The sequence below is a fragment of the Trichlorobacter lovleyi genome (genome assembly GCF_015239775.1).
Classification (GTDB): domain Bacteria; phylum Desulfobacterota; class Desulfuromonadia; order Geobacterales; family Pseudopelobacteraceae; genus Trichlorobacter; species Trichlorobacter lovleyi_B.
On record NZ_CP058409.1, the window covers coordinates 3,279,457 to 3,292,827 of the forward strand.

Consider the following 13,371-nt stretch of genomic DNA (forward strand, 5'->3'; position numbering starts at 1 on the left):
TGTTTAGCTTCGTGAAGGGAACAGCTGCCAGAGCTGTTCACGCGTTATGCCTTGCTCTGCTCTATCTGTCGCCTGTATCAGTCGATAGGTCGACCGTGTATCCTGATTGTTGCCGATTACCAGCACAGCCCGTATCCCAGCCTCTGCAGCGTAGCACAATGACGCATCAAGATCACGCTTGATGATATCACGGGCCACAGCATAGCCACGCTGACGCAACTCCCGAGAAAGCTCCAGCGCTTCACTACGGTCGTCAGCACCATTAAAGACCAGCAGATCACGCTGCTCATGCGGCCTTGCCCCCTGCAGTTCAAGTGCCTGCATCAGACTAAAAAGGTTACAGGTAAAGCCGGTTGCCGGAGCATCAAAGCCATAGCGTCCGATCAGATCGTCGTAGCGGCCGCCACTGAACACGGCCTCACCAATGCCAGGGACAAATCCTTCAAAGGTCAGACCGGTGTGATAATCAAGTCCGCGGGTTTCCCCAAGATCAATGGTCAGGCACTCGCTCACACCATGCAGGCCAAGGATTGCAACTACGTCCTTAATATTCTGCAAGGCTGTTTTTGAACGTTGATTCTGCACTATCCGCGCTGCTTCTTCCAACACCTCACAGCCACCAAACAACCTCGGCAGCGCCAGCAGCTCACGTTGCGACGTTTCCGGCACCGGATAGTGCCTGAGCAACAATTCCACCGATGAGACATCTTTCAGTGCGATAGCCTGTCGAATAAGGCGCAGTGGCTCTCCCTGCAGACCAGAGGCCTCAAAGACGCCCTGGCAAAAAGCGACCTGGCCCAAGTCAACCTTAAAATCGTGCAAACCAGCTGCGGTCATCACCTCAACGGCCATGGCGACCATCTCGGCATCGGCCTCGGGCGAATCAAGCCCGATCAGCTCAACACCTGCCTGCATAATCTCACGGTTGCGCCCGCTTTGCAGCTCGGCATGGCGCAGTACGCGTCCGGCATAGCTTATCCGGTAAGGCAGCAGCTGTCCCTTCAGGCGGGTTGCAACAATCCGGGCAATCTGGGGTGTAATATCAGGAGGAATAGCCAGCAGGCGTCCCGACTGCCAGTCGTCAAACCGAAAGGTACGGGCACGTAACCCGTCACCCATCCCCATTGCAAGCACGTCTTCAAATTCAAGAGCTGGCGGGAGAATCTGCTGAAACCCCCAGGAGGTCGCCACCTGCAGCACCTGCTGTTCAAGCAGGGACAAGCGGGTGGCACTGGCCGGCAGGTAATCAGCCACGCCCCGGGGCAGGCTGGTATCAAAATGGTGCACGTTCAGTTACTCAACCTTCTTGATCTGCAGGGCGCTTGCCCCCTTGGTACGCATCAACACATCTTCACGCTGAGTGAGCTGCAGTAACAGCAGCTCGCTCTTTGCCTCATCAAAAGCAAAATCCGGCATGTAGTTCTGGGTATCCTTGGTGCGCCAGACCTCTTCCAAGGCAGCGCCGTTCCAGTACAGGCTGTAGACGGCACCTTTCTTATACATACGGGCATTCCCAATTACAAAGAAACCATCATTTTTACCCACCAACACCTCTTGCTGCTTGGTCACCAGAATACGCTGATTCATAAAAAACCAGCGGTATTTGTCGGTGGTTGGGTTGACCATTGCATCATCTTCCACCTTATAGAACAGTTCAGAGCCACCAAAAGCGTCATTACTGCGCCACAGCTCTTTTTGCTCCTTATCATACACAACAAGATAATTTTCTTCATGATAGACTACTGTTAGCAACTCACCGCTGGGGTGCTTGAACTGGTTAAAGCTATAGACATTGCCATAACGAGGCATTGTAATCTTTGTTTTTCTGACAATCCGCGTGCCTTCACGCACGACTTCATAGACATCACCGTAGTAGCGATCCGCCTTGCGTCCTTGCTCCTGTGCATACAACTTGAGCTGACCACCGGCTAAGGCGATGGCCCGGAAAAAGTAGGGGATATTGTCAGCAAGCTTAATTAATTTATTGTTCTTCAGCCCCCAGACCTGTGAAGCGACCTCATCTCCTCTAACCACCGTCACATACAAATCAGGGTTACCAGCGCCCGCAGGATCAACATAATCAATGCTAAGAATCTTATCGTTGACTCCCAAACCAAACCCACTGATCGGCCTATTGTCACCCTCACGTATCAGCTGCACAGCCCGATCCTGAGCAATAAATAGCAGACGTTTTCCACCGCTGTCAGTTCCGCCCATCGCCAGCAGATTAAACATACCATCCAATCGCTTAACGTCCCCTTTGTTGGGAGCACCACGGTAAAATGCCTGCGGGCGGATAACGTCCCCTTGTGTAACATGCTGCAGGTCGCCATTTGCAGCTGGCACTGTTGCCCGGACAATGTCATTGTTTACCGTCCGCACTGGCAATGCTACAGGCACCTGCGCCGCACGGGGTATTGCTCCTGCAGCCTGTTGTTTTTGAAGCTCAGCAGACAGCTTTTCCGCAAGCTTCGCCGTTGCTGCAAACAAGGCATCCTGCCCACCCTCACCCTGCACAAAGGTACGCACGACGGTCTGGCCTGCCACCGTTTTAGCAACGGCATCAATATTATATTGTTTTCCAATGGCAATGTAGGTACCGCTGACCACAAGATCTGCCTCAGCAACAGCACTGACAGCCAGCAGACTGCCATCACTCAGGCGCGAGGCCAGCAGCGACTGCAGAACCACCTTGGTATCATCTTTGGCTGCTACACCAACCGCATTAAATTCACCCACGTATATCCGCAACGGCGCAGCACCAAAGGCAGGCATCGTAACCAACAACAGCAGTATCACCAGCATCAATCGCTTCATAGTTCCCCCATCCTCTACACTAAGCATAAAAAGTCGAAGGAGTATGCCACATCCCCCAGCTACTGTCAAAATAAAGGCTGCTACCGTCAATAACCACCTCTGATGCTGCAACCCACCAGAAAGGCGGGCATAAAGCATCCTTTATCGATACGAAGCCTGCTGTTTCGGTAGGACTATAGAAAAAAAGAGGCGACACGATATTCGTGCCGCCTCTTTGATTACAACTTGTGCTACGTCAGCAGACTAGAAGCTATAACGAGCTTGCAGACGCATTGCATAGGGATTTTCAGGATCAGCAGCATTTGCAGCACCAGCAGTAGTGCCGGATTTAAATGCTGAATTCTTGTAGTAACCACCCAAAATCATGTAACCAGCCTGTGCCTGAAGCTTGAGGTTTTTGTAGAGCTGGTAGCCTGCCTCAAGGTTGATTTCAGTACCCATGAAGTCACTTTGATTCAGTCTTCCAGTTTTCTGGTCTTTCGGTGCATCATATGAAGAAGGTGCCCAACCAAAACCAACATTACCGTTCAGATTAAACTTCTCGGTCAGCTTAGCATCGTACCCCATGGTAGCTAGTGCAATATTGGTCACATTACGACGAATATAGCCATCAGTGCTGGTTGGGCTGTTATAGGTGTTACGAGCAATGATCATCATGCCGGACTCATTGTACGAGTTAACACTTGATGTTACCCAACCATGATTTGAACTTGTGCTATTGTTACCTGAAGTGAACAGCAAAGCGGTTTTAGCAGTACCTGGGCCAACCTTCATGTCAGCAGCAACGTTGGCTGCCCATCCATGAAACTGACGACTTGTAGAAGGAACACCAGTAGCATTTTTCATATGACCTGCCTGCATAGCAGCAAAACCTGAGAGGTTGATGCCAGCCAGTTTGGTTGCACCATTCAGGCCAAAAGTATGCAACAGCACAGCTTGATCAGCAGTATGGTTGTAAGGTGTAGTCGGCTTTGTAGCGTCATAAAGTTGACCACTTGCACCTTGCTGTGCATAGTCAGCGAGGAAGTAGTAGGACAGACCCACCTTGGTATCTTTGCTAAGAGCAAAGGTGTTGTCCATAATGAACAGATCTTTGTTAGCATCACCAAGACGTGTACCTGTGCTTGTGCCACCGGCAACATCATCAGCATAGCGAGCAAAGCCCATCCCCAGAGTGTAGGCACCCAGCTTGGTGGTGGTCATTATCATAGGAACATCAGCATCGACAAACACGCCTTTTAAGGCATCTTTATACGGTTGTATACCAAGCTTTACGTTAAATGATTTGCCAATGTTAAAATCAAGATAGGCGTGCTTAGTAACAATGTTCAGACCATCAGAGTCCAGATCTCCACCACCACCATTAGCATCTTTGTAGTTACCAAAACGGTTATTAATCTCAAAGTGGGTTACTAACTTGAGGTCGTCGCTGGCCTTGGCAGTGTACTGCAGGCGGGTACGTTGCTCAAAATAGTTGTTCATCTTACGCTTTTCACCCCAAGCATTTGTAGTACCTGGTGCGCCGGGGTTAAAGTCACCGCTGGTGCCCATATTACTGAACAGCGTATTGAAATTGTAAAGGCCATGGAACTCGTTCTCAAAGGCCATTGCAGGAAGGGCAGTCACGGCGGTCAGGGCACCGGCTGCGGCGATGGTCAACATCTGCTTTTGAAACTTAGTCATGAAACTTTCCTCCTTCATGTGGTGTATGTACTGCCTAAAAAAATGAAATAACTTTCTTGTTTGGCACTTCTTTTCGTTTCTCCGGGGGTCTCACCACCCTTCATATAAATTTATGAACATTTAAAGCCACTTACAAAAGCCATATGAATATTCAACTACTTATATGTTCTACTAATTGCTGCGAATAATACAATAAATATAACAACTGTCAAGCATTTATCTTATTCCACCAGCTAACCACTTGATTTTAAAGGCTGCGATCGTCGTCTCAGCAGAGCTTTTTACCCGAAATTTTATATAACGGCATTTCAAAAATCACAAAAACTGCACCAAAACTACTCAAAACCAATCAGGTCTTTATCTGATTTTCGTGCGTTACACCTTCTCAACCTGTTCAGTGTCCGGACTGACACAATTCAGTCAACACCCCGTTACTGCTCTTGGGGTGCACAAAGGCTATCCGGGTACCATGGGCACCATTGCGCGGCAACGTATCAATCATGCGCGCCCCCTGCGTCAGCATATGGGCTATGGCTGCCTCAAGATCCTCCACCTCATAGGCGATATGATGGATGCCCGGGCCATTTTTTTCCAAAAATTTTGCAATCGGGCTTGCCGGATCAGTGGGTTCAAGCAGCTCTATCTTGGACTCTCCAACCTGGAGCATGGCCACCTTTACCATCTGCTCGGCAACTTCTTCTTCACCTTTAAAGACCATACCTAGTGCTTCCCGGTAAAAAGGCAGGGTAGCATCCAATGATTGCACTGCTATGCCGATATGGTTAATTTTCTGTAACATGCCTAATCCTTTCTTACCGTCTAAACACATCCAGCAAACGGCGGGAGGCCGCCAAGGGCGTAGTGATTCCATGAGCAACTGCATCCTGCACCTGCGGGAAGATCCCCTTCACATCCCTGTGATTAAGGAACAGCCCTTTCAGATCATCCATCAACAAGGCCCACATCCAGTCCACAGCCTGCCGCCTACGGGTCTCGGCAAACTCACCTGATTGCTGCATCGCGCTGTTGAAGCTATCCAGCATATCCCATACCGCTGCAATCCCGTCATTACACAGGGCACTGACGGTCAGCACCGGCACCGTCCAGTTTCTACTTTTAGGCCGCAGGATATGCAGGGCGTTTTCATACTGCTGCCGGGCCAGTGCCGTCTTTTGCTGATCAATGTCAGACTTGTTGATGATGATGGCGTCGGCCAGTTCCATCACCCCTTTTTTGATCCCCTGCAGCTCATCACCGGCTGTTGCCAGCTGCAGCAGCATGAAAAAGTCTACCATGGATGCCACGGTGGTTTCAGACTGCCCCACCCCGACGGTTTCGACAATCACGATATCGTATCCGGCCGCCTCGCAGAGCAGCATGGTCTCACGGGTGCGACGGGCCACCCCCCCCAGGGTATCGCCAGCCGGCGAGGGACGGATGAAAGCCCGCTCATTACGTGACAACTCTTCCATGCGGGTCTTGTCACCAAGGATACTGCCACCGGTAATCTGGGATGACGGATCGACTGCCAGTACCGCCACTTTATGGCCTTGCGCCGTCAGGTAACTGCCAAAGGCCTCAATAAAGGTGCTCTTGCCGACGCCCGGCACCCCGGTGATGCCAACACGTAAACTATTTCCAGTATGGGGCAGCAGGATATCAAGCAACTGGGTAGCCCTTTGGGCATGCTCAGGCTTCTTGCTCTCAATCAGGGTAATCCCTTTGCCCATGGCACGGATATTACCTTTACGGATATTATCGGCGAGTGTGTGAAGTTCCATATGATAAACAACCCCCCTCTATCCCCCCTCTATCCCCCCTTTTCAGGGGGGAAGTTTTAAAGCCCTCCCCTGACAAGGGGAGCGGGGAGGGGTTACGCCTTTTTCTTGATCGCTTCCAGCGTTTCGCGGGCTGATTTTGTGATCGGCGTACCCGGCCCGAAGATGCAGGCAGCGCCGGCAGCATACAGTTCTTCATAATCCTGGCGCGGAATCACGCCGCCGCAGACCACGACGATATCAGCAGCATCAAGCTTCTTCAGCTCTGCCACCAGTTGCGGCACCAGGGTCTTGTGACCGGCTGCCAGGCTGGAGACACCGATCACATGGACATCGTTTTCAACCGCCATCTTGGCAGTCTCTTCCGGGGTCTGGAACAGGGGGCCCATATCCACGTCAAAGCCGACATCGGCAAAGGCGGTGGCAATCACCTTGGCGCCACGGTCATGGCCATCCTGTCCCATCTTGGCGATCAGAATCCGGGGACGGCGTCCTTCACCTTCCGCAAAGTCATCCACCTCTTTTTTCAGGGCCGCAAACTCTTCGCTCTGTTCAAACACTTTTCCGTATACCCCCGAAACCAGTTTGATCTCCGCCTTGTGACGGCCAAAGACCTTTTCCATGGCATCAGAAATCTCGCCCACCGAGGCCCGTTTGCGGGCCGCATCGACACAGGCCTCCAGCAAGTTACCCACCCCGGTCTCAGCCACCTTGGTAATGGCCTGCAGGGCCGCCTGACAGTCGGCTTCATTGCGCTCTGCCCTCAGTTTCTTCAGGCGGGCGATCTGGGCCTCACGCACAGCGGTGTTGTCAATATCCAGGGTCTCAATCGGATTTTCCTTTGCCAGCTTGTACTTGTTGACCCCGACGATTACCTCACTGCCAATATCAATCCGGGCCTGTTTGCGGGCTGCTGACTCCTCAATCTTCAGCTTGGGCATACCGGATTCAATCGCCTTGGTCATTCCCCCCAGACTGTCGATTTCAGCGATCAGTTTGCGTCCCTCCTCGATCAGGGAGGCGGTCAGGCTTTCAACATAGTAGGAACCGGCCAGCGGATCAACCACCTTGGTAATACCGGATTCCTCCTGAATCACCAGCTGGGTGTTGCGGGCGATACGGGCTGAATGTTCGGTGGGCAGGGCGATCGCTTCGTCCAGCGCATTGGTGTGCAGGGATTGTGTTCCACCCAGCACTGCCGCCATGGCTTCGATGGTAGTACGGATTACGTTGTTGTACGGGTCCTGCTCGGTCAGACTCCAACCGGAGGTCTGGCAGTGGGTCCGCAGGGCCAGGGAGAGCGGATTCTTCGGGTTGAATTGGGACATCAGCTCAGCCCAGAGGAAACGGGCAGCCCGCAGCTTGGCAATTTCCATAAAGAAGTTCATGCCGATGGCGAAGAAGAAGGAGAGCCGCGGTGCAAACTGGTCCACCTCCAGCCCTTTCGCCAGGGCGGCCTTGACGTACTCGATACCATCGGCCAGGGTAAAGGCCAGTTCCTGCACGTTGTTGGCCCCGGCCTCCTGAATGTGGTAACCGCTGATGGAGATGGAGTTGAATTTGGGCATATACTTGCTGGTATATTCAATAATATCAGCAATAATCTTCATTGAAGGGGTTGGTGGATAGATATAGGTGTTACGAACCATAAACTCTTTGAGGATGTCGTTCTGGATCGTGCCGGCCAGCTTGTCCTGGGACACGCCCTGTTCCTCGGCAGCCACGATGTAGAGAGCCAGGATCGGCAGCACCGCACCGTTCATGGTCATAGAGACCGAGACATCAGCCAGCGGGATATCCTTGAACAGAATCTCCATATCCAGGATTGAGTCGATCGCAACGCCGGCCTTGCCTACGTCACCAACCACGCGGGGGTGGTCAGAGTCATAGCCGCGGTGGGTTGCCAGGTCAAAGGCAACCGAAAGCCCCTGCTGACCGGCAGCCAGGTTGCGGCGATAAAAGGCGTTGGACTCTTCTGCAGTAGAAAAGCCGGCGTACTGACGTACGGTCCAGGGGCGGCCGGCATACATGGTGGCCTTGGGGCCGCGCAGAAACGGCGCAAAGCCGGGCATGGTATCGATATTTTCAAGTTTTTCCAGGTCAGCCTGGGTATAGAGCGGCTTGACCGCTATCCCCTCCGGCGTATCCCAGGTTAATGCTGCCGTGGTTTCTTTCTTGATCTCTTTGGCAGCCAGTTTTTCCCAATCCTGCACGTTTTTCTTATCAAATGTTGCCATGATGGTTACCTCGCTTGTAAGCAGTAAAGGCTCCAGATAGCGATACCTGGAGCCTTTTGAGTTGGAATTTTATAGAGGCGCGACCACCCCCACTCGCTCCGCTCGTTTCCCCCTCCTGAATCAGGAGGGGGCTGGGGGGTGGTATCTCTACAGTACCGCCTTCAGGTAGGCTGCGGTACGTTCACGTTTTTCTTTTTCAATCAGAGCCGGATCCACCTCAACAAACCGCTCATCCGGGGTGATCTTGAACAACGGCTGTCCCTTTTGGACAATCGTGCCGTCGCCACCTTCCATAATGATCTTGTCAATGGTGCCGGAGAACGGTGCCCGGATAGTGTTGAACATCTTCATGACTTCGATAATATAGAGCGGCTGGTCCTTCTCAAAGTGCATCCCTTCGGTCACAAAGGGAGGCAGTCCCGGAGCTTCCTGACCATAGTACATCCCGCCACAGACCGCCACGATCTCGTCAGCTTTGGTGGCTGGCGGCGGCACCAGAATCTTCTTCATGCGGGCCTGCAGGTCCAGGTCGGTCAGATAATCGGGAATAACCACTTCCAGATCATCCTGCACCTTCATATCCCAGAATCTGGTATTTTCGCCGATCAGGAACAGCATGCCCAGCATCTCAAGACCAACCTCGAAGCCGTAGTGGGCCGAACGGATCTGGTCCCACATCTCCTGATCAAAGCCGCCCTGGGGTTTATCTTTATGCAGAATTTCATTCAACTTATCATATTCGTCACGGTGCAGGCCGAAATGCTCGCGAATCTTGCGTGAGAAATCAAGTCCCTGCTGAAGCAGCTCATTATCGTGATCCCAGATAATCTCAGCTGCCGGCTTATGGGGGCGGTAATCCATGTGCAGGTAATCGTAGGTTTCTTTCAGCACCCCCAGCGGATTACGCAGCCAGATTACCTTGCCCTTCTCAATCTTGAAGTTCTTGGTGTTGACTGACAACCAGCCGGACAAAAGATGGGGATCATCCAGCAGACGCTCCATCGGACGGGTAATCAGGGTACCTTTGCGATCCAGCAGGGCGGACATGTTCTTCAGCTCTTTTGCCAGTACGTCAGGCTGATCACCAAACTGCTCGGTTACCAGCTTGGCATACTGCTTCTTCATTTGGAAAAAGGCATAGACCACATCCAGCTTGTTGGCCTCTTCCTTCAAGGTACCGACCAGGGTCAGGTACGGCACCACAAAACGGGTGGTTGGCTTGGCCATGACATTGCGGCCCAGGAACCAGTTGACCAGACCATAGTGGAATTCCAGGTTGGTGGCCAGCGAACTGCCCCGCAGGGTGGTGCTGCGCAGTACCTCGGACAGACGCTCGTAGCTGCAGAGGCGGTCTTCACCCTTGGTCAGCAGCAGGGCGATGTTGGAGTCGTAGGCGCCAGCCACCTTGTACTTCATGAATTGGTTGGTGTCAGGGTTCAGCATGCTGATCCCCTGATCATCCCGCACCTCACCCTTGATCGGCTTGGACCAGTAACGGATCATGCCGCCGGCATGGGGAGAGAGGGAGGCATCGGTGGCGTTGAGACGAGCCTCAACCGAGGCATTGAAACGCACGACCCGCTCCGGTTTGGGCAGACGCTGCTTGTGTTGTGCCAGCAGGGCCATCGCCTCTACCAGCGACTCAACCATGAAGAAGTCGTTCTTGTCCTTAGGGTTGGTAAACTTCAGGGAGTAGCAGAGCTCGGTTACCCGGTGCTCCACCTGGATCCGGGTGTTGACCTCCATGAAATAGTGACGGTCACGGTCCACAATACATTCAAAGGTTGAAGCAGAATCCAGACCAACGGCCTGACCAAAACGGGCTGATTCCTCTTCCATCCGCTGCAGCACCTTCAGATCAGACTCAAGCGCAGCAACCTCTTCCTTTTTCTTCTCTGCCTTGGCCTTGGCAATGGCAGCGATCAAGCCTTCCTGGGTGACTGAGACCTCAAGCAGCTTCTGCTCATGCATCTGCAGGGAGCAGTCACGCCCACCAAGGGAGATGCACCAGTCACCGTTACCCAGCAACTGGATTTCATTATGGCGGGTCTGTTCAATGTTCAGCTCGATCAGGACGTTTTTGTTATCGCCCACGCCGTTGGCCTTAACCTCCTGCAGTACCTCACGTACCATGGCAGGGGCCTCGGCGGCAGCCTTGGCAATCGCCTTTTCATCAGCATTTTTGGTCCCCAGCAGTGAGGCACCGAGAATCCGCTGTCCCTTACCACCACCGCCACCGATTGCCTTGAGACGGAAGCGGCTTTGGGGATACTTGCGGAACAGCTCAGCCACTTCCTCCTGCACCTGGGCACACAGTTCCTCAATCGAATAGAGGTCGATCCCCTTGGCATAGGAGGTCATCAGGATATGGTCAGCCAGGGCCTCAAGCGGCAGCTTGGTATCTTTCAGGATCTTGGCGTCGCACTCCAGCCCTTCTGCCTTAACCAGTGCCAGCAGTTTTTCACGGCTGTCATGCTTCTTGACCAGGGTACGGGCAGTGACGTTATCCACACCGGGGGTAACAGAGACGTTCACCTGCAGGGCGGTCCGCTTGGCTTCATCCTTTTTGCCGGCCCGGGCCTGGGTGGCGGCGCAGGGGCCGATAAATTTGAGACCGGCCTTTTCAATGGCAGCCACAAACTCTTCGTCTTCTGCCATGAAGCCATAGCCGGCAAAGATGGAGTCATAGCCGTTATCCTTGGCGATGCCGATAATCTGGTTGATCCGCTCGACCCGCTCTTCCTTGCTGGCACCCGAATAGTCAGGCACCCGGTGAACCCGGTTGGAATCGGTCAGCTGGCGCAGTTCGGGGGCCAGGGCATTGGGGTAGACAATCGAGTCCTTTTCTGAAAGCAGGATGCCGTAATGGCTGATCCCCATCTCCTGATAGACATCCATGGCTTCCTTACGGATCGGGCCACGGCAGACAATCAGCGGCTTCAACTCTTCGCAGGAAAAGGAACGGACCCACTCGGATGTAGACGTACTCAATCGGCGGTCCCGGTGGATCAGAGGGTTATGCTTATAGTAATCGGTCTGCGGCATGGGCTTATATCTCCAATTCAAATCAATAAGTTAAGTAACAACAGATTAGTGGAATTCGCGCTGGATCGCCTGCATCGGGCCGGGTTTGTAGTGCCGCAGCAGGAAGTTCATGTTCTCGCCCAGGACCTTACGCAGGTCAGTGGGCATTACCAGCGAGGAGATGGAGCCCAGAGCCAGACCTTCCTTCGGGTTCATCAATTCCTTTTCATAGCGGAGGTTCAGAGCAGCCTCTTCAATCCTCAACCAGTCAGCCACATCCTTCTCGGCATCCTTGGTGGCCTGACCAGCATCCATACCGGCAGCAACCCGTTCCTGCACCCCTGACTTGACCTTGTCCTTGACTGCACCACGCAGTTTGCGCAGCTCATCCTTGTAGACAAACTCCTTACCAGCCGGTCCCATAACCGCCAAGCGGGTGGTGGGCAGCGCCAGAACCAGATCCGCACCGGTGGGGTAGTTGTTGTAGGAGGCGTAGGCGCCGCCGTAGGCGTTCCGGATGATCAGCAGGATGCGGGGAGTGCGGATATCCACAATGGAATCCAGCATGGCCCGGCCAGCCTGGACGATACCGCGGGACTCCTGCTCACGGCCCGGCAGGAAGCCGGTGGTGTCTTCCATAAAGATGATTGGAATATTGTAGATGTTACAGAAGCGGTTGAAACGGGCAATCTTGTAGGCTGAATCCACTGAGATCTGGCCGGAAGCCACAGCGGAGTTGTTGGCCACAAAGCCGACCACGTTGCCCCCCAGACGACCAAAGGCGGTGACCGCCTCACGGGCACGGTCAGGCTGCATCTCAAAATAGTCACCATGGTCACAGATCTGCTGGATCATGATTGAGACATCAAAAGGGGTATTGAAGCCGGTGGGAGAGTTAAAGGCCTTCTTGAGCAGGGTATTGATCTCCCAGGTCTTGCGATCCAGCGGATCGCTGGTCTGCCGGAAGCGAGGGGAGACACTATTGTTATCAGGCACATAGGAAAGCAGTTGCAGTGCAGCACGCAGGGCGCCCACTTCATCCTCAACGGTCAGGTCAGCCACGCCGGAGGCACCATGCACCTTGGGTCCACCCAGATCTTCAGGGGTAACATCCTCACCCAGTACCGACTTGACCACGCCAGGTCCGGTCAGTCCGAAAAAGGTATCATTGGGCTGGATCACGAAGCTGCCCTGACGGGGCAGATAGGAACCGCCACCGGCGTTGAAGCCGAACATGCACATGATGGAAGGAACCACACCACTGATCTTACGCAGGGCGGTAAATGCCTCGGCATAGCCATCCAGACCACCCACACCGGCAGGCACAAAGGCGCCGGCCGAGTCGTTCATGCCGATGACCGGAATCCCTTTTTCACCAGCCATCTGAAACAGCAGGGCCAGTTTACGGCCGTTGGTGGCATCAATAGAGCCGGCCCGTACGGTAAAGTCATGACCGTACAACGCCACGTCGCGGCCATTGACGTTCAGGATGCCGGTAACCAGCGAGGCACCGTCAAGGTTCTTGCCCCAGTTCTGGAACAGGACATTGGGCTCCTTCTCAGTTAATACCTTGATCCGCTCCCAGACGGTCATCCGCTTCTTGAAGTGCTGTTTTTCAATCTGGGCAATACTGACCGACTTGATGGGGCGCTGAATCAGGTCGTGACCTTCCTTCATCGCCTCTTCATAGCCCCCCTTCTTGCCGGGGATCTCGCCGGGAATAGTAAACTCAACGGTTTCCGGTGGGGCAAACGGGTTCTTCAGTGAGGGCTTGATCGCTTTCTTGGACATCTGAACCATCCTTCCTCTGCAGTGTAATATACGTACAAAAT

8 protein-coding genes are annotated in these 13,371 nt (G+C 53.4%); all 8 read right to left on the reverse strand.

The window, feature by feature from the left end:
* Nucleotides 1-3 precede the first annotated feature (3 nt).
* The 8 genes from FY034_RS15245 to FY034_RS15280 all read right to left on the reverse strand — a co-directional run bounded on the left by FY034_RS15245 (nucleotide 4) and on the right by FY034_RS15280 (nucleotide 13,330).
* Nucleotides 4-1,293, reverse strand: a complete 1,290-nt coding sequence (locus FY034_RS15245; RefSeq protein WP_416222787.1) for an ATP phosphoribosyltransferase regulatory subunit — start codon at nucleotides 1,291-1,293, stop codon at nucleotides 4-6.
* On the reverse strand, nucleotides 1,294-2,817 hold the full coding sequence (locus FY034_RS15250) for a VCBS repeat-containing protein (protein ID WP_265552044.1): 1,524 nt from the start codon (nucleotides 2,815-2,817) through the stop codon (nucleotides 1,294-1,296).
* Between the two features lie 243 nt (nucleotides 2,818-3,060).
* On the reverse strand, nucleotides 3,061-4,500 hold the full coding sequence (locus FY034_RS15255; protein WP_265552046.1) for a histidine kinase: 1,440 nt from the start codon (nucleotides 4,498-4,500) through the stop codon (nucleotides 3,061-3,063).
* Nucleotides 4,501-4,894: 394 nt separating this feature from the next.
* Complete coding sequence (gene mce, locus FY034_RS15260; RefSeq protein WP_265552048.1) at nucleotides 4,895-5,299, reverse strand: methylmalonyl-CoA epimerase; 405 nt, start codon at nucleotides 5,297-5,299, stop codon at nucleotides 4,895-4,897.
* Nucleotides 5,300-5,312: 13 nt separating this feature from the next.
* Complete coding sequence (gene meaB, locus FY034_RS15265; RefSeq protein WP_265552050.1) at nucleotides 5,313-6,281, reverse strand: methylmalonyl Co-A mutase-associated GTPase MeaB; 969 nt, start codon at nucleotides 6,279-6,281, stop codon at nucleotides 5,313-5,315.
* Nucleotides 6,282-6,373: 92 nt separating this feature from the next.
* Nucleotides 6,374-8,515, reverse strand: coding sequence for a methylmalonyl-CoA mutase (gene scpA / locus FY034_RS15270; protein WP_265552052.1), 2,142 nt, complete (start codon nucleotides 8,513-8,515; stop codon nucleotides 6,374-6,376).
* Nucleotides 8,516-8,662: 147 nt separating this feature from the next.
* Nucleotides 8,663-11,560: a biotin/lipoyl-containing protein gene (locus tag FY034_RS15275; protein ID WP_265552054.1), complete on the reverse strand. Its 2,898-nt coding sequence runs from the start codon at nucleotides 11,558-11,560 to the stop codon at nucleotides 8,663-8,665.
* A 45-nt stretch (nucleotides 11,561-11,605) separates the two neighbouring features.
* On the reverse strand, nucleotides 11,606-13,330 hold the full coding sequence (locus FY034_RS15280; protein WP_265552056.1) for an acyl-CoA carboxylase subunit beta: 1,725 nt from the start codon (nucleotides 13,328-13,330) through the stop codon (nucleotides 11,606-11,608).
* Nucleotides 13,331-13,371 lie beyond the last annotated feature (41 nt).